The sequence below is a fragment of the Dysgonomonadaceae bacterium zrk40 genome, from assembly GCA_016916535.1.
In the GTDB taxonomy this organism is placed as follows: Bacteria; Bacteroidota; Bacteroidia; order Bacteroidales; family Dysgonomonadaceae; genus Proteiniphilum.
The window spans coordinates 136,479-160,348 of the sequence record CP070277.1 but is presented as its reverse complement, the minus strand read 5'-3'; the positions used below and the strand labels follow the sequence as shown (position 1 = coordinate 160,348).

General features: G+C 62.8%; 22 protein-coding genes and 1 pseudogene. 15 read left to right on the top strand and 8 right to left on the bottom strand.

What is annotated here, in order from left to right:
* Positions 1-208 precede the first annotated feature (208 nt).
* From JS578_13575 to JS578_13555, 5 genes are all read left to right on the top strand, one after another.
* Positions 209-979: a DsbA family protein gene (locus JS578_13575; GenBank protein QRX65087.1), complete on the top strand. Its 771-nt coding sequence runs from the start codon at positions 209-211 to the stop codon at positions 977-979.
* An 80-nt stretch (positions 980-1,059) separates the two neighbouring features.
* Positions 1,060-3,093: a thioredoxin family protein gene (locus JS578_13570; GenBank protein ID QRX65185.1), complete on the top strand. Its 2,034-nt coding sequence runs from the start codon at positions 1,060-1,062 to the stop codon at positions 3,091-3,093.
* A gap of 120 nt (positions 3,094-3,213) precedes the next feature.
* On the top strand, positions 3,214-4,092 hold the full coding sequence (locus tag JS578_13565; GenBank protein ID QRX65184.1) for a cation transporter: 879 nt from the start codon (positions 3,214-3,216) through the stop codon (positions 4,090-4,092).
* Entirely contained in the window at positions 4,085-4,861 is a 777-nt protein-coding gene (locus JS578_13560) for a hypothetical protein (GenBank protein ID QRX65086.1), read from the top strand. Before JS578_13565 ends, JS578_13560 begins: the two co-directional genes overlap by 8 nt.
* 32 nt (positions 4,862-4,893) lie before the next feature.
* On the top strand, positions 4,894-5,808 hold the full coding sequence (locus JS578_13555) for an EamA family transporter (protein ID QRX65085.1): 915 nt from the start codon (positions 4,894-4,896) through the stop codon (positions 5,806-5,808).
* Positions 5,809-5,844: 36 nt separating this feature from the next.
* Here the strand turns inward: JS578_13555 and ccmI are convergent, their stop codons facing one another.
* The 8 genes from ccmI to JS578_13515 all read right to left on the bottom strand — a co-directional run bounded on the left by ccmI (position 5,845) and on the right by JS578_13515 (position 13,860).
* Positions 5,845-7,011, bottom strand: coding sequence for a c-type cytochrome biogenesis protein CcmI (gene ccmI, locus JS578_13550; protein QRX65084.1), 1,167 nt, complete (start codon positions 7,009-7,011; stop codon positions 5,845-5,847).
* Positions 7,011-7,487 carry a cytochrome c-type biogenesis protein CcmH gene (locus JS578_13545; protein ID QRX65083.1) on the bottom strand — a complete coding sequence of 159 codons (477 nt, stop codon included), beginning with the start codon at positions 7,485-7,487 and terminating at the stop codon, positions 7,011-7,013. The genes ccmI and JS578_13545 overlap by 1 nt, the downstream gene beginning before the upstream one ends.
* Positions 7,484-8,047 carry a DsbE family thiol:disulfide interchange protein gene (locus tag JS578_13540; protein QRX65082.1) on the bottom strand — a complete coding sequence of 188 codons (564 nt, stop codon included), beginning with the start codon at positions 8,045-8,047 and terminating at the stop codon, positions 7,484-7,486. Before JS578_13540 ends, JS578_13545 begins: the two co-directional genes overlap by 4 nt.
* 4 nt (positions 8,048-8,051) lie before the next feature.
* Positions 8,052-10,052, bottom strand: a complete 2,001-nt coding sequence (locus JS578_13535; GenBank protein ID QRX65081.1) for a heme lyase CcmF/NrfE family subunit — start codon at positions 10,050-10,052, stop codon at positions 8,052-8,054.
* A gap of 128 nt (positions 10,053-10,180) precedes the next feature.
* Entirely contained in the window at positions 10,181-11,194 is a 1,014-nt protein-coding gene (locus tag JS578_13530) for a hypothetical protein (GenBank protein ID QRX65080.1), read from the bottom strand.
* Positions 11,195-11,417: 223 nt separating this feature from the next.
* Positions 11,418-11,732: an SHOCT domain-containing protein gene (locus JS578_13525; protein QRX65079.1), complete on the bottom strand. Its 315-nt coding sequence runs from the start codon at positions 11,730-11,732 to the stop codon at positions 11,418-11,420.
* On the bottom strand, positions 11,729-13,138 hold the full coding sequence (locus JS578_13520; protein ID QRX65078.1) for a HAMP domain-containing protein: 1,410 nt from the start codon (positions 13,136-13,138) through the stop codon (positions 11,729-11,731). Before JS578_13520 ends, JS578_13525 begins: the two co-directional genes overlap by 4 nt.
* Entirely contained in the window at positions 13,138-13,860 is a 723-nt protein-coding gene (locus JS578_13515) for a response regulator (protein QRX65077.1), read from the bottom strand. The genes JS578_13520 and JS578_13515 overlap by 1 nt, the downstream gene beginning before the upstream one ends.
* Before the next feature lie 290 nt (positions 13,861-14,150).
* Here JS578_13515 and JS578_13510 point away from each other — a divergent pair, with 290 nt between their 5' ends.
* The 10 genes and pseudogenes from JS578_13510 (at position 14,151) to JS578_13465 (ending at position 23,866) form a co-directional block, all read left to right on the top strand.
* Entirely contained in the window at positions 14,151-14,618 is a 468-nt protein-coding gene (locus JS578_13510; GenBank protein ID QRX65183.1) for a hypothetical protein, read from the top strand.
* Between the two features lie 210 nt (positions 14,619-14,828).
* Entirely contained in the window at positions 14,829-15,215 is a 387-nt protein-coding gene (locus JS578_13505) for a DUF302 domain-containing protein (protein ID QRX65076.1), read from the top strand.
* A gap of 87 nt (positions 15,216-15,302) precedes the next feature.
* A complete protein-coding gene (locus tag JS578_13500; GenBank protein ID QRX65075.1) occupies positions 15,303-15,743 on the top strand; it encodes a hypothetical protein in 441 nt (146 codons plus the stop codon).
* Positions 15,671-16,435 carry a TVP38/TMEM64 family protein gene (locus tag JS578_13495; protein ID QRX65074.1) on the top strand — a complete coding sequence of 255 codons (765 nt, stop codon included), beginning with the start codon at positions 15,671-15,673 and terminating at the stop codon, positions 16,433-16,435. The genes JS578_13500 and JS578_13495 overlap by 73 nt, the downstream gene beginning before the upstream one ends.
* 105 nt (positions 16,436-16,540) lie before the next feature.
* Complete coding sequence (locus JS578_13490; protein QRX65073.1) at positions 16,541-17,464, top strand: prolipoprotein diacylglyceryl transferase; 924 nt, start codon at positions 16,541-16,543, stop codon at positions 17,462-17,464.
* 146 nt (positions 17,465-17,610) lie between these two features.
* Positions 17,611-18,264 carry an isoprenylcysteine carboxylmethyltransferase family protein gene (locus JS578_13485; GenBank protein ID QRX65182.1) on the top strand — a complete coding sequence of 218 codons (654 nt, stop codon included), beginning with the start codon at positions 17,611-17,613 and terminating at the stop codon, positions 18,262-18,264.
* Positions 18,265-18,271: 7 nt separating this feature from the next.
* Positions 18,272-19,066, top strand: a pseudogene (locus JS578_13480) (MBL fold metallo-hydrolase).
* The gene (locus tag JS578_13475) at positions 19,063-20,571 is read left to right on the top strand and encodes a thymidine phosphorylase family protein (protein QRX65072.1); all 1,509 of its coding nucleotides are present in this window, start codon (positions 19,063-19,065) and stop codon (positions 20,569-20,571) included. The pseudogene JS578_13480 and the gene JS578_13475 overlap by 4 nt, the downstream one beginning before the upstream one ends.
* On the top strand, positions 20,568-21,515 hold the full coding sequence (locus tag JS578_13470) for a ribose-phosphate diphosphokinase (protein QRX65071.1): 948 nt from the start codon (positions 20,568-20,570) through the stop codon (positions 21,513-21,515). Before JS578_13475 ends, JS578_13470 begins: the two co-directional genes overlap by 4 nt.
* The gene (locus tag JS578_13465) at positions 21,512-23,866 is read left to right on the top strand and encodes a copper-translocating P-type ATPase (protein QRX65070.1); all 2,355 of its coding nucleotides are present in this window, start codon (positions 21,512-21,514) and stop codon (positions 23,864-23,866) included. Before JS578_13470 ends, JS578_13465 begins: the two co-directional genes overlap by 4 nt.
* Positions 23,867-23,870: the final 4 nt, after the last annotated feature.

The window sequence follows — 23,870 nt, the reverse complement described above, 5'->3', positions numbered from 1 at the left end:
GATGCTCTTACTTGGCGCCTGCGCCCAGACCATCGCGCAATGCGAGCGAAGCGGTGATGTCCGGCTCTCTTCGAGCGGTCAGGTGGCCGACCTGCCTGCAGGTTGTGAGGTAAAGGAAATAACGGGCAGTGGGCTGGCAGTGCTTGAATGTCGGGACGGCAGGGAGGGCTTCGCCTTCGCTTTGGAATAGTTGTGAAGGTGACGGGATATGATTGAAGGACGGCGGAATACATTGGCAGTTCTTGCGACTGTTGCGGCCGCCTACGCCGGGTTTTGGTATTTTCCGGAACTCGGTTCGACCGAACTCAACTTCGAGGACGTTCAATACCCGCGGGGCTTTCGCAGGCTGTCCGCCAGCGAAAGCTCGAGCGGCTTCGATCTCTTCATCGGAATGAACGCCATGGGTCCGGATAGTCTGGCGGATGCCGAAGCGCGGGTCAGGGCAGATATCTGCGGTGCGCTCTACGGCGATGACCTGTCTGCAACACAGCGCGTTCCGGTGGCGTTTTTTACAGAGTATTATTGCCCTTATTGCCGTGTTCAGACCAGGACGCTTGCGGCGCTCGATGCACGTCCCGACAGCAACCTGCGTGCCATCTGGCACGAATTGCCGCTTCTCGGGCAATCGTCGGAGGTCGCGGCCAAGGCGGCGCTGGCGGCGAAACGCCAGGGTGCCTATGTCGCATTTCATGAACGGCTCATGAAATCCTCGTTTGTGGCGACACCGGAATATTTACAGGCTTTGGCGCGAGACATCGGTGTCGATCACCAACGTCTGATTACCGACATGCGAAGCGCCCCTGTTACCGAAGAATTGGAAAACAGTGCTGCTCTCGCACGGGTATTCGGCATTTTTGGAACGCCCGCCCTGATAATCGGGCGAACGATCATCCAGGGCCAGATCGATGAGAAGACCATTCTGCGTGTTGCCGAGATGGAAATCGAGGAAGATTGGACGTCCCAGTGTCAGACAGCGTGATGAACAAATTCTCGCGGCTTTTCGTCGCAAAGCTGATTCTGCTGGTCTGCCTCGGTTTTCTCGGCGCGGGGCTGGCCAGTATGTCGAACGCCGCCGAATCCGGGAGCTTTTCCAACCCGGCTCTCGAGGCGCGTCTGATCGCAGCCGAAAACGGAGTCGGCCCGAACGCGACGTCCCTGTCCGCCGGGCTGCATCTGGAGTTGGGCGAGGGCTGGAAGACCTATTGGCGGTCCCCGGGCGAGGTCGGCATCCCGCCCTCGATCGACTGGGCGGGATCGGAGAATGTGGAAGAGGTCGAATTGCTCTGGCCCGCCCCGGAACGGTTCACGGCCTTCGGGATCGAGAATTTCGGATATCACGACGAGGTCGTATTTCCGCTGCGTATCGCATTGTCCGACCCCGGCGCGCCGGTGCGATTGAACGCCAATGTCACGCTTCTGACCTGCTCGACCGTTTGCGTCCCGCAGGAGTTCACACTGACCCTGTCGCTGCCACGAGCCAGCGGAATCGACGCGGATGCGGCGGCGCTCATCTCGGCCTATGCCGAAAAGGTGCCGGAGGAGGGGGCTGAGAGCGGTATCTCGATCCAGTCGGCCTATCTCGACCCGGACATGACCGCCCTGACGCTGGTCGCACACAGTGAGCGTCCCTTCGCGGGCCCGGATGTCTTTCCCGAACTGGGCGCGGGCACGGCATTCGGCAAGCCGGATATTCGTCTGGGCGACGGGGGCCGTCTGCTCTGGGCCCGATTGCCCGTTCTGAGCGCGGCCGCGGATCTGCCCGATCTGCGGATCACCGTGACCGATGGCGACCGTGCGGCCAGCCTGTTCACGGAGTTGGCCGATGCAGCACCGCAGCCGCCCTTCGCCCTGGACCGCGTGCTGCCGGGTCTGGCGGAACTGGCCTGGATCGCCGCAATCGCCTTCCTCGGCGGTCTTGTCCTGAACGTCATGCCCTGCGTGCTGCCGGTGCTCTCCATCAAGCTGTCCTCGGCGATGAAGAGCCGCGACCAGGGCGTGGGCCGTATTCGCAAGGGGTTTGCCGTCTCCGCACTCGGCGTTCTGGCGTTCATGTGGTCGCTCGCCGCTTTGACCCTCGCGGCGCGCGGTCTGGGGATGACCGTGGGCTGGGGGCTGCAATTCCAGAACCCCGTATTCTTGGCGGTGATGTTCATTGTCCTGGCCGTGTTTTCCGCCAACCTTTTCGGGGCATTCGAAATCGAGCTGCCGTCTTCCTTGCAGACCCGGCTCGCCCGCGCCGGCGGTGGCAAAGGCTATAGCGGCGACTTTGCGACAGGTGCCTTTGCCGCCATCCTCGCGACACCCTGTTCGGCGCCGTTCCTGGGCACGGCTGTTGCCTTTGCGCTGGCCGGGCGGCTGCTCGATATCGCGGTGATCTTCACGGCCCTGGGGATCGGTCTGGCCTTGCCCTATCTCATCGTTGCCGCGTTTCCGGCGGCGATCTCGCGCCTGCCGAAACCGGGCCGCTGGATGCTGTGGCTGAAGATCCTGCTGGGGCTGGCATTGGCGGGCACAGCCGGCTGGCTGTTCTGGGTGCTGATCGGTGTCGGTGGCATGACGTCCGCGCTTGCGGTTCTGACAGCCAGCGCAGTCCTCGTCGTGATTCTGTCTTTCAGTCGCCTGGCCGCAGGTGCTCGCTTGTCCGGGGCTGCGGCCACGGGCGCGTTGGCCATCTTCCTGGCGGGATTCCTTTCTGCGGCCGGCACGCCGAACGCCAAGCCGGCGACGGACTGGGCCGCATTCGACCGTCGAGAAATTCCGAAGCTCGTGTCGCGCGGAGAGGTGGTTTTCGTGGATGTGACCGCCGATTGGTGTCTCACCTGCAAGGCCAACAAGGCGCTCGTGCTTGACCGCGCGCCGGTTCGAACGGCCCTTCGCGCGCCGGGCGTGACGGCGATGCAGGCCGATTGGACCCGGCCCGACGAGGCAATCTCGCGCTATCTGGAGACCTTCGACCGCTACGGTATTCCGTTCAACGCTGTCTATGGACCCGGCGCTCCCGAGGGTATCGTCCTGCCCGAGCTCCTGTCGTCCGAAGCGGTTCTATCAGCGCTCGAGAAGGCGGCGGAGCGCGCGGTGGCGTCGGGCGGATAGGGCGCGCTCTTCATGTGGGGAGGCATCAATAAACTGCCACGGAAAGGAGGTTCGATGAGTTCCGAAACAGAATTCCATATTCGTGGACACGGATCGCACATGCCGACAAGCGGGCGGGGTATGGTCATCTCGGCCTGGCTGACCGGCGTCTATTTCATCATTGAGCTTGGTATCGGGCTCTGGACCGGATCGATCGCTGTCCTGTCGGATGCATTCCACACGTTTTCCGCCGTGGGCGGAATCCTCGTCGCCGTGGGCGCGGCCCGGCTTTCCCGGCGGCCTGCCGATGCAACATTCAGCTTTGGCTGGTACCGCTCCGAAATCCTCGGCGCGCTGGTGAATGGCGGGTTCCTGGCCGGAATGGCCTTCGTCGTTATCTATATGGCCGCGATGCGGCTGAACGCGCCCATCGACCTGCCGACAGGGCCAATGCTGCTTGCTGCAGCCGGGGGTCTTGTGACGGAGTTCATTTCGCTTGGCCTCATCTGGAAACAGAGCCGGAGCGACATGAACGTGCGCGGCGCGCTCTGGCACATCATCCAGACCTTCGTGGGCAGCCTGCTCATCATCGTCACGGCGCTGGTGATCCGCTTTACCGGTTTCCTGATGATCGACCCACTTCTGGGCATGGCTTTCGGCTTCGTGCTGCTCTGGGCCAGCTGGGGCATCCTGCGGGATGCGGCGCGGCTCTTGATGGAGGCAGCGCCGAGCGAGATAGATTTGAACTCGGTGATCGCGGATCTGGAAGCGCTCGACGGTGTGCACGACGCGCATCATGTCCACGCATGGACATTGACCAGCGGGCGGAACGTGTTTTCGGCGCACCTTCGCGTGGGTGACGGCGTGGACCCGCAGGCGGTGCAACGACGGGCGCACCGCTTGCTGCGCCGCGATCACGGCTTCTTCTTCGTAACGCTCCAGACTGAAACCGAGTGTCTGGACGAGTCGGGTGCCGAGACGATCGATATCACCTCGGGCCATCAGGTCGGCCATGTCTGACGGTTCGCTCCGCTTGTGGCTGGCACGCAAGCTGATCGGGCGCATCGTCGCCCGGGCGGCGGGGCGCGGCCTTGCCACGCGCGGCCTGCGCGACACGGAGGGGTGCGAGATCCGTTGGCTGACGCCCGAAATCGAGGCATTCGTGGTGGCGATGACCGCGGAAACCGTCCGCCTTCGCCCCCATGCGCAGCAGGCAGAGCTTCCGACTTTCGGTAGCCGGCTGATGGTGGAAATGGCGATCTGGACGATTGCAGCCGACCGCAGCCTGCGCGCTTGTGGCATCGCGCCCGAGACCGCGCGACAGGTGGTCGCCGATCTCGGCTGGGACATCTACCGGCGGATGCTGGCGCTCAGCGCATTGCCCGTGCGCCTGCTCACCCGCGATTCCGGCCGTCGGCTGCGCTGGACCATCCGCGCGCTGCTGGTGTTTCCCTTCGCGCCCTCCGGTGCGCCGGGTTACGCCGTTCGGGTCAGCCGGGACGGGGACGACCTGTTCACGCATTTCACCCATTGCCCGCCGCAGAGCTTCGTGCGCCGCATCGCCCGGGCGGAGGACGATCCTGAGTCGCTGGAGTCGTTCCGGCAGAGCTGGTGCCGCTACGACTGGCCCGGTGCCGACGTCATCGCCGGGGATGGCCAGCGCGGTCACTATCGCCGCCGGCGTACTCTGTCCCATGGCGACCCGGTCTGCGACATGTGCTGGATCGGGAACGCGAGCCGCGACGCAATAAGTGGCCAGGAGGACCGCGACGAGCCGGCGGCGTCCTGAGAGCGTGAACGAGAGAGGATCAGAACCGACCCATGCGCACCATCCTGTTACTGCTTCTCATCACCTTCTCGGAGGCGACAATCGGCGTCTTCGTCAAGCTGACAGGCGGTCTGATCCCGATCCACACGGTGAATTTCTACGCCATCCTCACGGCCGCGCTGTTCCTCATGATTCTGATGCCGTTCGCAACCGGGAACCCGCTTCGCGTTCCGTGGAAGAACCTCAAGGACACCGCCATCATCGGTATGCTGATCGCCACCCAGATCAGCGTCTTCAATTACGCCATGACCCTGGTGCCGATTGCCAACGCGGTCATTTTCTGGAGTATCGCGCCGTTCTTCACCTTCATATTCTCGGCGCTGTTTCTCGATGAGAAAGCAAGCTGGGGTCACTACCTGACCTTCGCGGTCGCCATCATGGGCATTGTTCTCGCGAAACCGCTGGAGGGCGGATACATGGTCGGAAATCTTGTCGCGCTTGCCGATGGGGCGATCTATGCCGCGATGATCACCTACATGCGCCACGAAGGCAAATCCGAGACCGGTAACGACATCGCCTGGTCCATGCTTGTTGCCGCCCTCGTGCTGTCGCCGGTGCTGGTGATCTTCGGACCCGGCGACATCATGGCAATGACAGTCAATGAGCGGATCGGCATTGCTGCTCCGGCCGGGCTCTGGGCGCTGATGCTGGGACTGGTCTCTACCGGGTTCGCCTATTTCGGCATCTCGCTTGTGCTGAAGACGCTGAACGCCAACGTCTATTCGCTGGTCGACATCATCGTATCGCCGGTGGTTGCGGCAACGCTGGGCTTTCTCGTATTCGGAGAGGTCCCGGCGACGGGCATGATCTATGGCGGCGCGTTGCTTCTGACGGCCGGGTTCGTCCTGACCCGTCTGACCACCCGGGACGATCCAAACCTTGCGGCGCATCCCTGTCAGTGCACCTGATCGCATTGGCAGGGAAACCATAGCGCTGTTTCGGCCTCAGCCGGGCAGCTCTGACATCGCCTGCCGGATTTCCTGCGCACGCGGGTCGTCGGGAGGCAGGGTCTCGGCGAGCCTGTTGGCGGTCAGATATGCCTCCCGCGCCTTCGCCGCCTCACCGAGGACGCGATAGGCGTTGCCCAGTCGCATCCAGCCATCCAGGTCATCAGGGTCGTCCCGCAGCCGCTCGGCCAGCCGCTCAACCATCGAGCGAATAAAGGCGGCCCTGTCGTCCTCGCTCATGTCCGCTGCGGCGGCGACATCGCCCGCGGTGGGGCCCGGCGTATCGCCGCCAGCCGTGGGCGCGAATGCCGCGAGGCTGACCGGCTCGCGGCCGAGCGTCTCGCCGATGCTGTTGGCCTGCGCGACGAACGCCTCCATCCAGGGCGCGGGGCCATTGGCCGCGTCCAGCCGGGCAATCAGCAGATCGTGGGCCTCCGCGCCGTCGCCCGCCTGATCGAGCGCGATGGCCTCGTAGTACGTGGCCGCCGGATTGGACGGATCCATGTCGCGTGCCCGTCCGATGGCCGCGCGGGCCGCGGGCGTCACGATCCCGTCATCCGCGGCGATCAGCGCCTCGGCGTATTGCGACAGGATGGCCGAACTGGCATCCGGGCGCTCGGTCACGTTCTCCATGGCGGATACCGCATCCCTGTAGCGGCCCATGCGCATGTAGGTTTGGCCAAGCAACATCCACCCCTCGGTCGGGCCACCGCCCGGATCGCTTTGCAGGCGCTCCAGCAAACGTACCGTCAACCCGGCGATTTCAACCTGCTGGTTTCGCTCCGCCTCACGCTCGGCGAACGCGATGCTCGGCATGTCGGGCGATCCCAGTTGCAGGTAGAGCGCTGCCGCGGCCACAGGCACCGTCAAGGCGGTCGCCCAGACGACGACGCCGGCGGAGCGACCCGACATGGCCGGCCGCGCGCGTTGGCCTTTCCGTTCCAGCGACAGGATACGCCGCTTGATCTCGATCCGGGCGGCGCGGGCTTCCTCCGGCGAGATCAGGCCGCGTTCCGCATCGGCGTCCACCTCCCGCAGCTGATCGGAGAGGATGGAAATGGAGCCGTCGGTTCGGTCGGAAACCTTCGATCCGAAGGACCGCAGTGGAAGCAGCAGGAAACCTGCGGCAAGCAGCGCCAGAAACGCAAAGACAATCCAGAGCATCACGGCTCATTCCTTTCGCGCTGCGCCAACAGTTCGGAAACCCGGCGCTCTTCTTCGGCGCTCAGGCCTGCCTTCGCCTTGCGCCGACCGGACCTGGCAAGGACCGCGACCACACCGCCGGCCCCCAGCAAAAAGAGTGCGAGCGGCGTCAACCAAAGAGCATAGGTTTCCGGTTTGAATGGCGGTTTCAACAGGACATAATCGCCATAGCGCGCCTGAATGTAATCCAGCACCTGCTGATCGGTGTCTCCGGCAACCAGCCTTTCACGGACCAGCAGCCGCAGATCGCGCGCAACGCCCGCGTTCGAGCTGTCGATGTCCTGGTTCTGGCAGACCACACAGCGCAAGTCTTTGGAGATCTCTCTCGCACGGGTCTCAAGGATCGGATCAGCCAGCATTTCGTCGGGTTCGACGGCATGGGAGGCAAGCGGCAAGGCGATCACGATCAGGATCGTCAGCACGACAATTCGGATCATGTTCCCGCTCCTGTTGCAGCACGTGCCTGCGCGAGCGCGGTTGCGAACTTCTCTTCCGCCTCTGCGCCGACGACCGGGCCGACATAGCGGAAAAGAACCGTGCCGTTGCCCGAGACGATGAAGGTTTCCGGCACGCCTGAAATGCCCCACTCGATCCCGGCGCGGCCGTTCAGATCGGATCCGATCCGCTCATAGGGGTTGCCCAGGTTCTCCAGCCAGGCGCGCGCGTCCTCGGGCTTGTCCTTGTAGTTGATGCCCATGAGTCGCACGCCGCCCTGTTCGACCATTCGGGTCAGGACCGCATGTTCGGCCCGGCAGGGGACGCACCAGGAGGCGAAGACATTGACCACGACCGGCGCAGGATTGTCCGTCAGGTCCGCCCGTGACAGGCCGGGCACACCCACGTGATCCACCGGCGCCAGATCGAATTCCGGTGCCGGCTGAGAGATCAGCACCGACGGGATCGCGTTCGGGTCGCGGCTTGGATTGAGGCCCCAGAGAAAGAAACCGCCGACAATCAGCGCAATCAGGATCGGCAGGGCGGCGAGGGCTCGGGTCATGGACTTACTCCGCCGGCGTTGCTTGTGGTTTCGGAATAGTAGCGCGGCGCGGCGCACCGACCCGCAGGCGCCGATCCGAAAGCGACAGACCGCCGCCCAGCACCAGAAGCGCCGCCCCGATCCAGATGAAATTGACCAGCGGCTCGTAGAGGATTCGCAAGGTCCAGGCCCCAGATTGCGCCGCGCCCTCCGCGGCCGGCTCGGCCAGCGAGGCGTAGAGGTCGCCCGCCAGCGTCGAGCGGATGGCAGATTCGGTGGTCGTGCTCTGGGCGACCGGATAGAAACGGCGCTCGGGGTAGAGTGTCGTGACGGGTGCACCATCGCGCGTGACCACCAGCGTGCCGCGGTCGGCGACATAGTTCGGACCCTGCACCCTTTGGACACCGTCGAAGCGCACGTCGAAACCTGCGATCTCGGTCACGGCGCCGGATTGGACGAAAACAATTTTCTCGGATTTCCAGGCGCTCGACCCGACGAAGCCGAAGACCGCCACGGCAAGTCCCGCGTGTGCCAGCGTCATGCCGTGGGCCGCGCGGGGCAGGTTGCGCGCCCTCCGAACAGCCTGCGCGAACGGCACATCGAAGAGTCTGATCCGGGCCGCCCATTCCCGCAATGTCGCCAGAAGGAGCCAGGTGGCTATCGCGATTGGAAGATAGGCCAGGGCGGGCCCGCCCTCGGTCAGGTACCAGACCGCAAGTGCGGCCAGCCCTGACAGCAGCGCGACAAAGCGCAGGCGCTGGAATACCCCCTTCAGGTCGGCGCGTTTCCACGACAGGAGCGGCCCGACGGCCATGATCGCCAGCAACGGCAGCATGATCGGTATGAAGGACGCGTTGAAGAACGGTGGTCCGACCGAAATCTTCTGATCGGCCAGGGCTTCGGTGAACAGCGGATAGAGCGTGCCGACCAGCACGGTTCCGGTGGCCACGACCAGCAGCAGGTTGTTGATCAAGAGGCCACCCTCGCGACTGATCGGCGCGAAGAGGCCGCCGCCTTCCATCGACGGGGCGCGCCAGGCATAGAGCGCGAGCGAGCCGCCGATGGAGAGGCCCAGCAGGCCGAGAATGTAGAGGCCTCGTTCGGGATCGACGGCGAAGGCGTGGACGGATGTCAGAAGGCCCGACCGGACGATGAACGTGCCCAGCAGAGACAGCGAGAATGTCAGGATGGCCAGCAGGATCGTCCAGCTTTTGAAGGCATCGCGCTTTTCGGTGACGATGGCCGAATGCAACAGCGCCGTGCCCAGAAGCCAGGGCATGAAGCTGACATTCTCCACCGGATCCCAGAACCACCAACCGCCCCAGCCCAGTTCGTAGTAGGCCCACCATGATCCGAGCGCGATGCCCGCCGTCAGGCTCATCCAAGCCGCCAGCGTCCACGGCCTGACCCAGCGGGCCCAGGCCGCGTCGACACGGCCCTCGATCAGTGCGGCAACCGCGAAGGAGAAGACGATCGAGAACCCGACATACCCGAAATAGAGAAGCGGCGGATGCATCGCCAGCCCCACATCCTGCAGCAGCGGATTGAGGTCGTTGCCATCCAGCGGCGGCGGGAACACACGTTCGAACGGGTTGGAGGTCAGCAGCAGGAAGGATAGGAATCCCGTGCTGATCCAGGCTTGCACGGACAGGGTCCGCGCCTTCAGCGCATCGGGAATGTTCGTCCCGAGCAGGGCGACACCTGCGCCGAAAGCCGCGAGGATCAGCACCCAGAGCAGCAGAGACCCCTCATGGCTTCCCCAGGTCCCTGCGATCTTGTAGAGCATCGGCTTGAGCGAATGCGAGTTCTCGACGACATTCGCCACCGTGAAATCGCTGACCATGAAGGAGCGCATGAGGGCGGCGAACGCGATACCGATGAAAACCAGCTGAGCGAGCGCCGATGTCCGCGCACTCCGCATCCAGACCAGATCGCCGCGCGAGGCGCCGAGGATCGGTAGAACGCTTTGCACCAGGGCAATGATCAGCGCCAGTGCCAGCGCGAATTGTCCGATTTCAGGTGTCATGTCGATTCCTCGTCAATCTCTCGTTTTGGCGGTGCATGCCGCCTTCCCGGACTGGAACGTCAAGTCCGGTATCGGCACCCGGTCTCACATTGCCGTTAGTTGGATCATTGCCGTTTACCCGGTCCGGCCTACGGCATTACGGCGAACTGATGGGCGGTACTGTTCGTGGCAATCGTCTGGCGAAGCTCCAGCGTCTCGGGATCGAGAATCCACAGTTCCGGCTTGCCGGCACTGCTCACCAGCAAGGCATCCTCAACGCGCGCCATGTGGTAAGGTTCAGGTCCGACGTTGACTTCCAGGCGTTCACCGGTCGACCGGTCGACACGCACAACGAGATTGCGTTCACGCGCGCTCGACCAGATCGCGTCCGGGTCAACCGCTACGCCATGCAATTCTCCGCCGATGTCGAACCTGTCGAGGATCTCGCCGCTGTCGGCATCGACGATGGAAACGGTTCCGTTGAAGGATTCGCTGACGATCAGTTGACGGGTATCGGCATCGAGCTGGATGTGCTTGGGTGGCCCCTGCAGCTTGAAATTTCGCGTCACGATCCCGTCCTCCGGATCAAGCACACTGATCGTTGCGTTGCCGGCGTTGGAGACAAGGAAGTTTCCGGTCTTCGGATCGGCGACCGCATATTCCGGAATCGGGCCGGTGGCGACCGTCGCGGTGACCTGGCCACTCTCAAGGTCAATTACCGAAACAGCATCGAGCCCGGGGTGGGTCACGGCGGCAAACCGTTCATCCGACGAAATCCCGACATGGTGAACGATGCCCGGCACCTCGATTCGGCGCCGAATTTCGCGACTGTCAGCGTCAACCAGCGTTACCAGACTTACCGCGTCCGGCTTGGCCGTGTTTCCACCCCCGTGATGGGCCGCGTGCTCCTCTTCCGAGACGGCGGCCGGCTTGGCCACATCGCCGGGTGTGGATTCCGACAGGCTGCCGGCCACCAGTATGCCCCGTTCGGGCGCACCGGCGAGACCGTGGACGTTATCGAGCCCTTCGATGCGACCCATCTCATTGAAGGATCGATCCAGATGAAGCACTGTTCCGAGCTCGCCTTCGGGGATGTAGACGTCGGCAATCGCGGCGCTGCCGGTCATCAAGACCGCACTGAGTGTCAGGGTCGTGATGCGCATGATGTATTTCCTTTCATGGGTGTAATTGCGTCTATCGAGAACGTACGGACGGGATTGCGACTATCAAGACAGCCTCGCGGCCTTTCATGTAAGCGTTTGTCGCAATGCCGGAGCCTGTTACAGTGAGAGACAATTTTTTCGTGTAAAGACGGGCAAACACCGACGTGCCGGGCTGACGAGGACTCCGACCGGCACTTTCAGTACCGGTCCGGTTCCGTACACATCATCGTTTTCGGGCCTCCAGTTTGGCCAGCCGCCGCTCGAATTCATCCTCGTCGATTTCGCCGCGGGCATAGCGTTCACGAAGGACATCCATCGCAGTCTGACCATTCCCGGTGTCGGAGCGGTTGGAAAAGCCGCGAACCGCAAGAAAAATCAGACCGATGATAAGTGCCCAGAAAATCACCATCATCAGGCCTCCAAAGATACCGTGCCCACCCCACATCATGTGGCCGGAGCCATCGTAGATATCGGCCATGCCCGGCGTTGCGACGAAGAGGAGCGATCCTGCAGAGATGACTGAGCCGTTGAGTTTCATGTCGTTGTCCTTTCCTGTTTCAGGGGTTCCGGTCCCAGCGGCAGCGTCACGGTCGCCACGAGGCCGCCTTCTGCCCGGTTGGTGAGGCCAATGTCCCCGCCATGCGCCCGGACGATCGTCCGGGCGATGGACAGTCCAAGTCCGGTGCCGCCGGTCTCTCTCGAGCGGGATTTCTCAAGCCTGAAATAGGGCTCGAAGACCTGTTCAAGCTCGCCGTCCGGTATACCGGGGCCATTGTCAGCGACGCGGATAATGGCGTGATCGTCCTCGCGTCCATAGCTGACATCAACCATTCCGCCATAGCGTTCGGCATTGTCGATGAGGTTGCGAAGCGCGCGCCGGACTGATTGCGACCGCAAGCGCAGGTGAATGGTTTCGCCCTCCTTCAGAGAAAAACCGTTCAGCATATCGGCGCGGAGTTGACCCAGAAACGCGCCCATTTCGACGGTCTCGTAGTCTTCCGAGCTTGTGATCCCGCGCGCGAAGGAAAGCGTCGAGTCCACCATCTCCTGCATCTCCTCGATTGAGGTTATGAGGCTGTCGCGTGTTTCCCGCTCGTCGACCATCTCCGAGCGAACGCGGAGTGCCGTGAGAGGCGAGCGCAGGTCATGTCCAAGGGCCGCGAGAAGCCGGGTCCGGTCCGCGAGGAAGCGGGTCAGCCGGGCCTGCATCCGGTTGAATGTCCGGGTCAGGTCGCGCACCTCGGCGGGTCCGATCAAGGGCAGTGGTCTGACATTTTCGCCGCGCCCGAGACTGTCGGCGGCACGGGACACGCGCAAGAGCGGGCCAGTCAGACGGGTCAGAAGAAACCAGCAGGCGGCAACAAGAATAATGGCAGCCGTGAGCCCGAAGCTCAGGAAAGAGGCCCAGGGCCATTGCAGGGGCGGGCGCTCGAACCGCGTGCCGACATTGAGCCACTGTCCGCCCGTCAGGGCGATGGACAGCTGCATCTCGATGGCCGACAGATCGCCCCGCATCATCGCCAGATGCATTTCCGCCATCTCGGGCGCCATATGCGGCATCGGAAGGATGCCGTGATCGACCTCGTGCACCTCCACGCGAATTTCACGGTTGTCCTTGGCTCCGAGAAGACCACGCACTCTTGCCTCGATAGCACCGCTGTCCGCGTGGCTGTCGTGATCGACGGTCGGTGTATCAGACAGGTCAAAGCGCACCAGCGGTGAATTCGCCGCGCGCAGAATGGCCGGTTCCAGCGTTGCCGGCGCTTCCTCGATCAACCGCGCGACGTTCGCGGCCCGCCCCGCTGCCTCGAAGCCGAGCGCGGCCCGCACGGCCAGGCCGCGCTCGTCAACGAACAACCAGAGGCTGACCGCTTGGGCGGCGGCGAGTGCCGCGATGATTAACAGGACCAGTTGGCCGCGCAGACTGTCAAAGAAGCGCCACATCAATCCAACTCCGTCACATCGGCGGCAAGGCAATATCCGCCACCGCGCACGGTCGTGATCAGCCGGGGCCTGGATGGATCGGCCTCGATCTTTCTGCGAAGGCGGCTGATCTGATTGTCGATCGTCCGATCGAGCGGGGAGGCCGCGCGCCCTGCAGTGAGATCGAGAAGCTGATCACGGTTGAGGACGAGGCGGGGCCGTTCGAGCAAGACAACCAGAAGCTTGAGTTCCGAACCGGTGAGATCGATTTGCGCACCGTTTTCATCGGTCAACAACCGGCTGTCGGTATCGAGAGTCCATTGTGCGAATGCGATGCGTCTTCCCGAGAGTTTTCCGGCATAGGTCTCGGGCAGGGATGAACGCCGCAGGATGGCCTTGATCCGCGCAAGCAGCTCTCGCGGATTGAATGGTTTGGCCAGATAGTCGTCCGCGCCGATTTCGAGCCCGACGATGCGATCCGTCTCTTCGCCAAGCGCCGTCAGCATCAGGATCGGTACGCCACCCGTGGATGACAGACGGCGGCAGACCGACAGCCCGTCCTCGCCGGGCATCATGACATCCAGAACGATCAGATCGTACTGACCCATCGCGAGCTTGGCGTCCATCTCGACCGCATCCCGCGCCGAGGTCGCACGCAGGCCGTTCTTCTCCAGATAGCGCGAAACCGAGTCTCGGATTTCGCGATGATCGTCGACGACGAGGATATGAGGCTGATCGTTCATGTTCTTCCTTCTAACGGTTGCCGCATTGGTTTCCCGAAGAGATTTGTCACGAAATGTAACAGGGGCGGCGCTTGTGACACGGCGATACAATACCGTTGTTTCCTCGCATTTCATCACGGCCTAACGCTGCCATATGAAATCTATCGAAACCGAAACATGAGGAGATAACGATGACCCGCAAAACCCTGCTCGCAGCGACCGTTTTGGCCGCAACTGCAATCGGAGGAGCCGCGATCGCGGATTCCAATCACGGACATGGGGGCCAGTCCGGCCCGAAGGATCGCGCTGGCATGATGCAGGGCGGTTCCGGAATGATGGGCAACATGGGCGGCATGTCCGATATGATGGGCATGATGAAGCGCATGCACGGCCAGATGATGGGCGGCGGCATGATGGGCGGAATGGGTCCGATGGGCGGCGGAATGATGCAGATGTTCGACGCTGACGGCGACGGCACGGTGACGCCCGAGGAAATGCGCGCCGGACTGCAGGCCAAGCTGACCGAATACGACAGCGACGGTGACGGCACCCTGTCTATCGAGGAATTCGAGGCGCTGCACAGCGCGATGATCCGCGAGATGATGGTGGATCGCTTCCAGCATCTGGATGCCGATGGCGACGGCGCCATCACAGCCGAAGAAATGGCGGCGCCGGCCGACAAGATGGAGCGCATGCAGAAGATGCGCGACGCAATGGGGCAGATGCAGCCCGGCGAGAGCCCCGGCATGGGCGACGGCGACATGATGAACAACGATTGAGCGCTTTCGGGCGTCGGCCTATGGGCCGACGCTCGTATCCGGCACCGAGGCACGGTTTGCGAAACGGTGCTGACCTTCCCTGCTTTGACGGAGGCAGACCTCATGAGCCTTGAAATGATGACCGTTTTGCTGGTTCTCGCGACAACTGCGATCATGCGGGGACGGCTCAAACCGATCAGGCAGTCGTTCGAATAACCGAAGGAGATTGAAATGAATTATACCTATGACCGCTCACTCATAGGCGTCAGCATCGACGACGCGGAAATGCGCGTTCGCGCCGCCCTAGCTGATCGGGGTTTCGGTGTTCTTACCGAAATCGACGTCAAGATGACGATGAAGCAGAAGATCGACGTCGATATGGACGGCTATCGCATCCTTGGCGCCTGCAATCCGCAAATGGCCCACAAGGCGATCGGGATCGAACCGCGCGTGGGCGCGATGTTGCCATGCAACGTTATCCTGCGCGAAACGGACGGCGGCACCGAGATCAGCGCCATCGATCCGGTGGCGTCAATGCAGGCAATCGACAACGATCAGCTCCATGAAGTCGCGTGCGAGGTGCGCGACATGCTGCGCGAGGCCGTCGATGCTGCATGATCGCCATATCGTTGACCTTCCGGTCACTGGAGGGCGTATGCATCGGGGAATCGGGTTCGAACCCCAGTAACCGGGAGACAAGGCGGTATGGTGGCTGACAGCATCCAGGATACAGAAGAATCCCCAACCTTCGGCGAGGGCTTCTGGGGGCCTGGCGCTGTGGGTGCCGTCTTGTTTCTGATCGCCGCTCCGGTGCATCTACTGGTGCCCCATCAGATATCGGTGGCGATCGCCGCGGTAACGTTGGCGCTGATCGGCGGAGCCTACATCGGATTTGGTGCGACCGCCAATTCGCTGAAACGCTTTTTGGCGGAACTGGCGGTCGCAGCCCTGTTCGCGGCGACCGCGCTGGCCGGATTGCTCTGGGCTCCATTGGCCTTGCCTGTCGGGTTCGCCGCACATGCCGCGTGGGATCTTCTGCATCACAACAGGGTGTTCGGCGCGCCGGTCCCGCGATGGTACATTCCGTTCTGCGTCGTCTTCGAGCTGTTGGCGGCAGCTTTTCTCTTCGTGCTGTATGTGCCGTGAGGCCGGGAATACCACGGTTCGTGTTCGGGCGAACCGCACAATTGGTTGCTGCGGCACTGCTAATCTTCGCCATCGTCGCCCTGGCCTTGGGTCCGCTCGCCGACGTCATCGAGAGCTTCGACGGCGAGAGAATCTCCGGCTGGATCGAGGCTGCCGGCATATGGGGACCGATCCTCATCGTCTCGCTCATGACGATCGCGATCGTCGCGACGCCTATTCCGAGCGCACCGATCGCATTGGCGGCCGGTGCCGCCTACGGGCATACTTTGGGGACCGTTTACATCGTTGCCGGAGCCGAACTCGGCGCACTTGTCGCATTCGGATTGGCGAGGGTCCTCGGGCGCGACGTGCTCGTCGGATGGCTTGGCGACAAGGTGGATGCAGGCTGGCTCGGCTCTCAGAACGCTTTGACTTTCACCGTCTTCGCCAGCCGTCTGATGCCGTTCATCTCATTCGACATTGTCAGCTACGCGGCCGGGTTGAGCCGCCTTCACTTCTGGCGTTTCGCACTCGCCACGCTTGCGGGGATCATCCCGGCCAGCTTTGTGCTCGCCCATTTAGGCAACGAGGCGGTCAGTGGGCCTTCTTCCCGCGCAATCTGGGCCGCGATCGGGCTGGGAGCGTTGACGTTTGCACCTCTTCTGATTGTCGCCGTCAGGGACTGGAAAAAGCACCGGATGACCCATGACTGATCGCCGAAAATCTCGCCTGCCGTTTCGTCGACAGGCTTCCTATCACCTCCGGCGCGCAGCCGCCGTGGCCAATCAACCGCAAACACCAGATCAGGACCTACAGATATGTTGACCGCCGCAATTCCATTTCCCAACATCGGCCCCGATCTTTTCTCTATCGAGATCGGCGGGTTCACGTTGGCGCTGCGCTGGTATGCGCTCGCTTACATCGTCGGTATCCTGATCGGCTGGCGCATCTGCGTCGCTGCCGTTGCGCGCCCTGCGCTGTGGCCCGCTGCCGGGCCGCCACTTGATCGCCGTCAGATCGAAGACCTGCTGACCTGGATCATTATCGGCGTGATCGCTGGTGGCCGACTGGGTTTCGTGCTGTTCTACCAGCCCGAATATTACCTGGCCAATCCGCTGGAAATACTCATGATCTGGCAGGGCGGCATGTCCTTCCACGGCGGGTTCCTCGGCGTCGCCGTTGCTGGCCTGGCATATTGTATTCGTCAGAACGCATCCATGCTGAGCACGACCGATCTTCTGGCCATCGCTACACCACCGGGGCTGTTTCTGGGGCGGATTGCGAATTTCATCAACAACGAACTCTGGGGGCGGCCCACGGACGTGCCTTGGGCCGTGATCTTTCCGGGCGAGGTCGCCCAGACCTGTCCGGGCATCACCTCGATATGTGCCCGCCACCCCTCGCAGCTTTATGAAGGTCTGCTCGAAGGGCTGCTGCTCGGGTTCATCCTTCTTTACCTCGCCTGGCGCCGGGGCTGGCTCAGGATGCCCGGCGCGCTGACAGGTGTTTTCCTGACCGGCTACGGTCTTGCCAGAAGCTTTGTCGAGTTGTTCCGGCAGCCCGACATGCAGTTCGTGACCTCCGACAATCCGATCGGCCATGCCCTGCACTTCGGCGATTGGGGGCTGACGATGGGACAGGTTCTTTCTGCGCCAATGATCCTGGTCGGGCTGGCGCTGATCCTTCGAGCGGTGAACGGATCCGGGGGCGCAACCGGGCAACGATCGAAAAAAACTGCCTGACCTCGGCAGCGATCTGCAACTGGTGATTGGGAAATAGGATGGCCGCAAAGTCACTTATGAATCGATTGACGGCACCCATGAACTCGATCGTCCGTGGTACCGGGTCGATGCGAAGGTGGCGGAAAACGAAGTTTATGGGTCCAGTAATGAGACAATACGTCGGGCAAATGGGGGCATGGAATCTCACCGTTCTTGCCATCATAATTGCCTCTTGGGTCATATATAGATATTTTGCACCAAGTAACTGGCGGGAGTGGGCCAGTGCCGGCATCGTGCAAGCGTTTATCATTTCACTTTACGCCGAAATGTACGGCTTCCCTCTTACAGTATACCTTGCTGTTCGATTTTTCGGAATGGACAGGGGCGATCTCACGACCAACTTGTGGTCAAGCCTTCTGGGCTTCGACGAGGCCATGGTTCTTGCAATGCTATTAGGCTATGCGCTCGCGCTGGTCGGCATTTGCCTCATAGTGGGAGGTTGGCGCGAACTCTACAGGAATCGAAAGAAAGGTACCCTTGCGACGGGTCGCCTTTATAAATTTGTCCGGCACCCTCAATATTTGGGTCTGTTTATCGTCCTATTTGGAGAGGGAGTGGTGCATTGGCCAACACTACTATCTGTTTCTTTGCTCCCGTTCATCATGTTCTTTTACATAGCATTGGCGAAAAGGGAGGAGGAGACTCTGGAACGATTGTTCGGCAAACAATATGCGCTGTATAAGCAGGATGTTCCTGCGTTTGTTCCGCGTTGGGATCAGCTTCGAGACGCTGTGATGATATGGATTTTGTTCCGAGACTAAACGACAGATGCGACCGCCCCAGCCATTCGGCGGAGCAGATGTTCTGGTCTGCGAGTCCACCTATGGCAACCGGTCCCATTCCGACGTGGACCCAGAAGCCGAACTGGCACCGATCCTCAAACGCACCTTTGCCCGCGGCGGCACGGTGCTGATCCCGTCCTTTGCCGTCGGACGGGTGCAGGGGCTGATGCTGCACATTGCGCGATTGATGGAGCGCGGCGATATTCCCTATGTCCCGGTGTTCCTCAACAGCCCGATGGCGGTGAATGCGACCGAGATCTATCACCGTCATCACGCCGAGCACCACGTCAGCCGCGAAGACTGCATTGCGATGTTCGAGATCGCCAAGAGGGTAAACACGGTCGAGCAATCCAAGGAGCTGAACACGCGCCAGGGCCCGATGATCATCGTCTCCGCCAGCGGAATGCTGACCGGCGGGCGTATCCTGCACCATCTGGCCAGCTTCGGCGGCGATCGGCGGAACGCGATCTTGCTCTCCGGTTTCCAGGCCGGTGGCACGCGCGGCGCGGCGCTGGCCGGAGGCGCGCGGACATTGCGCATGTTCGGACGGGAGTTCCCGATCGAGGCCGAAGTGGTTCAGCTCCAGTCCTTTTCCGGACATGCCGATGCCGATGAGATCCTGCGCTGGATGTCCGCCGGTCCCGCCCCCGAGATGACCTATCTCACCCATGGGGAACCTGTCGCCGCCGATACCCTGCGATTTCGCGTCGAACACGAGCTAGGGCGATCCGTGCGCGTGCCCGAACATCTCGAACCCGTCTACCTGGACAGGCCGCGATGACCGAAACGCTTGCCCTCGTTTCCTCCGGCATCGACACCTACCGGCAGCCGGTCGTCTATATGCAAGAAGACTGTCACATCTGCCGTTCCGAGGGGTTTGCTGCCCAGACACGCATACGGATCGACCTGAAGGACCGCTGGATCATCGCGACCCTGAATGTCGTCGGCCGCGGAGCATGGCTTGCCGTGGACCAGGCGGCATTGTCCGTTTCCGCCTGGGCCGCGCTTGGCGCTGAGATTGGAGACGACGCCGCTTTCTCGCACCCTGAACCGCCCGCTTCCGCGTCTATGATCCGGGCGAAAGCCTATGGCGAAAGACTGGATCAGGCCGGTTTCGCAGGAATCGTCAGCGACACTCTCAACAGTCGGCTTTCGGATCTCGACCTTGCCGCCTTCGTGACCGCCTGCGCCGGCGACAGGCTGAACGAGGCCGAAACCGTGGCGCTGACCCGCGCCATGAAGGAAGCAGGGCAGACGCTCGACTGGGGGCAGCACACTGTCCTCGATAAGCATTGCGTCGGCGGATTGCCGGGCAACCGCACGACACCCATCGTCGTCGCCATCGTCGCGGCGGCGGGGTATCTGTTCCCCAAGACGTCCAGCAGGGCGATCACCTCGCCGGCGGGGACGGCCGACACGATGGAGGTCATGGCGCCCGTCGCGCTTGACGCCGCCGCGCTGCGCCGGGTGGTCGAAGCCGAGGGCGGTTGCCTCGTCTGGGGTGGCGGGCTCGCCCTCAGTCCTGCCGACGATCATTTCATCCGTGTCGAACGCCCCCTCGATTTCGACTCCACCGATCAACTCGTTGCGAGCGTACTGTCGAAAAAGGCGGCCGCCGGTGCCACCCATGTTCTGATCGACATGCCGGTCGGACCAACGGCCAAGGTGCGGTCTGCCGGAGCGGCGGAGGCTCTCGGGATACGGCTGTCTTCGGTGGCCAAGGCCTTGGGTCTGAACCTGGCGCTGCATATCAGCGACGGCATGGCTCCTGTGGGACGCGGCATCGGCCCGGCATTGGAAGCCATGGACGTGCTGGCGGTTCTGCGGCGCGCGCCGGACGCGCCTGTCGATCTGCGCGCACGGGCGCTGGATCTGGCCGGACATCTTCTAGACCTGGCACCGGACGCCGTTGTGGGGCAGGGTCGGGTCCGCGCGCAGTCGTTTCTCGATAGTGGTGCAGCGGAGGCAAAGTTCATGGCAATTTGCGCGGCGCAGGGCGGTTTCCGCGAACCCGGAACCGCAGCGCAGCAGATCGAAATACGCGCCCCCCATGCGGGCCAGTTGACCGCCATCGACAACCGACGCATCGCACGCATCGCCAAGCTGGCCGGTGCCCCGCGTCAGAAGAGCGCAGGCGTCCGCCTTCTGGTGCGGATCGGGGATCATATGGACAAGGGCCAGCCGCTCTATGAACTCCATGCCGAGACACCAGGCGAACTGGCCTATGCCCTGGCCTATGCCGAGTCCCAGACCGGCGTGCTGACGCTGTCCGAGGCAGTGTCATGATCCTTGTCGCGTTTCCCGAGATGAGGCCGCTTGCCGAAGACCTGGCACTCGCGCTTGGGGCGGACCTGCTCGCTCTCGGCTGGCACCACTTCCCCGATGGCGAAAGCCTGATTTCGCTGCCCGGCGATCTGGACGGGGCCGATGTGGCATTTCTGGCGACTTTGCGCGATCCCGATCGCCTTGCCCTGCCCTTGCGCTTCGCCGCGGCGACGGCGCGCGAGATGGGCGCGCGTCGCGTCGGATTGATCGCGCCTTATCTTGGCTACATGCGGCAGGACCATCGCTTCGAGCGCGGGCAGGCGGTAAGCGCACCGCTGTTCGCGCAATTCCTGGGGGAAAGTTTCGACTGGCTGGTGACCGTGGATCCGCATCTGCACCGCATCGCGCGGCTGCAAAATGTCTTCCCGATGCCTGCCATTCGCGCCGTATCCGCCCCGCTGCTTGCGACCTGGATCAGCACGAACCTGCCAGACGCCGTTCTTCTGGGCCCTGACAGCGAAAGCCAACAATGGGTGGCTGAGGTGGCCCGGCTGGCCGGACGGCCCTATGAGGTCTTGCGCAAGGTGAGATCCGGTGACCGCAGTGTCGATGTCAGTGTGCCCGAAAGCGCGGCGCTGCGCGAAGGCACACCGATGATCCTCGACGACATCGCGTCTTCGGGGTCCACGATGGCTCGTGCCGTCGAAAGGTTGCTTGCGGCCGGAACCGCCGCGCCTGTCTGCCTGGCTATCCATGCGGTCTTTGCGCACGGCGCTCAGGACGCCATTCTGTCGGCTGGTGCGGCAAGGATCATCACCACCGACACCATACCCCATCCAACGAATGCGATCGGAATTGCCGGTTTATTGGCCGAAGCGATCCTTTCTGTGGTGACAGCCCTTGACCTTCCAGTTGCCGGAACAATTAGGCTGGACCCGAATCACGCCGAGAGGACAACCGAATGAACGACCAAGTAAGCCATGCTTCACATGAAACCGAATCCAACATTTACGCCTGCCCGATGCACCCTGAGGTACGGCAGAACGGTCCGGGCGATTGCCCGAAATGCGGGATGCATCTTGTGCCCGAGGCGGAGCTCGACAGCCATGCCGGGCATGATCACCACGGTCATGACCATAACGCTGGTGCCGCCCCGGCGGACGGCAGATACGATACCGTCCCGGAGGGCTATGACGGCGCCGTCTACACCTGTCCGATGCACCCGCAGGTTCGCCAGGTCGAGCACGGCTCCTGCCCGATCTGCGGAATGGGGCTGGAGCTTGAGTCCGGGGTCCCGATGGACGACGGCCCGAACCCCGAACTGGTGGATTTCACCCGGCGTTTCTGGGTTGGCACGGTACTGACCATTCCGCTTCTGATCCTCACCATGGGTCCCTATCTCGGCTTCCCGGAAGTGCGAGAGATTCTCGGCGAGCGCGCAACCCTCTGGATCGAGTTGGTTCTCGGAACCCCGGTTGTTCTTTGGTGCGGCTGGCCGTTTCTGGTTCGGGGCTGGAATTCGTTCCGGACGATGAATCTCAACATGTTCTCCCTGATCGGTATGGGGGTAATCGCGGCCTGGCTCTTCAGCGTCGTCGCCGTTCTGGCACCCGGCATATTCCCGGACGGATTTCGCGACGCCGAAGGTCATGTCGGCGTCTATTTCGAGGCGGCGGCGGTGATCGTGACGCTTGTGCTGCTTGGCCAGGTGATGGAATTGCGCGCCCGTGAAGGCACTGGCAAGGCGATCCGCGCGCTTCTCGACATGGCGGCAAAGACCGCGCGGGTCATCCGGGACGACGGATCCGAAGAGGAGATTCCGCTGGAGGATGTGCAGGTCGGCGACCGGCTGCGCGTGCGTCCCGGAGACAAGGTGCCGGTAGATGGCGTGGTTCTGGAAGGCCGGTCCTCAGTCGACGAAAGCATGATCTCCGGAGAACCCGTGCCAGTCGAGAAGACCGAGGGCGACCCGTTGACCGGTGCCACCATCAACGGCACCGGCAGCCTCGTGATGGAGGCGACGCGGGTCGGATCCGACACGATGCTGGCGCAGATCGTCGAGATGGTCTCCAACGCGCAACGGTCGCGCGCACCGATCCAGAAGTATGCCGACAAAGTGGCGGGATATTTCGTTCCGGCCGTGATCGGTATCGCGCTCCTGTCCTTCATCGCATGGGCGATCTGGGGGCCCGCGCCTGCGCTGTCCTACGCATTGATCTCGGCTGTCGCCGTGTTGATCATCGCCTGTCCCTGTGCGCTCGGCCTCGCCACGCCGATGTCGATCATGACGGCGACGGGGCGGGGGGCCCAGGCCGGGGTACTTATCAAGAACGCCGAGGCGCTGGAGCGGTTCGAGAAGGTCGATACCCTGATCGTCGACAAGACCGGCACGTTGACGATGGGCAAGCCGCAGCTTGTCGCCGTCCTGCCGCAACCCGGTCACGACGAGGCCGAGGTCCTGCGTCTCGCCGCATCGCTGGAGCGCGGATCGGAACACCCGCTTGCCGAGGCCATCGTGCGCGGCGCGGAAGAGCGCGATGTGAAGATGGCGAATGCCGACGACTTCGAGGCGGTCACCGGCAAGGGCGTCAAGGGGGTCGTCGACGGCAAAGCGGTCGCGCTCGGCAATCTGGCGATGATCCGGGACCTTGGCCTTGAGGCGGGCGACCTGACCGCCAAGGCAAATGCCCGTCGCGACGAGGGCGAGACAGTAATGTTCGTGGTGCTGGATGGCAAGATCGCCGGTCTTGTCGGGGTCGCTGACCCGGTGAAGGAAACCACACCCGCCGCCATCAAGGATCTGCATGAATTGGGGTTCCGCGTTATCATGGCGACCGGAGACAACGAACGCACGGCCAAGGCCATCGGCGCGCGTCTGGGCATAGACGAGATCCGGGCCGATGTGCTGCCGGAGGACAAGGCACGGATCATCAAGGAATTGCAGCAGCAGGGCCGCAAGGTCGCGATGGCCGGCGATGGCGTCAATGACGCACCGGCCTTGGCACAGGCCGATGTCGGCATTGCCATGGGCACCGGGGCCGATGTGGCCATCGAAAGCGCGGGCATCACACTGGTCAAGGGCAACCTCGACGGTATCGTGCGCGCTCGGCGGCTCGCACGGGCCACCATGCGTAATATCCGGCAGAACCTGTTCTTCGCGCTGATCTACAACGCCTCTGGCGTGCCTGTCGCGGCGGGGGTGCTGTTTCCGTTCTTCGGCATCCTCATCAGCCCGATGTTTGCCGCCTTCGCCATGAGCGCCTCGTCGATCTCGGTGGTGCTCAATTCGCTGCGCCTTCGCGGCGCAAAGATCTAGAAAG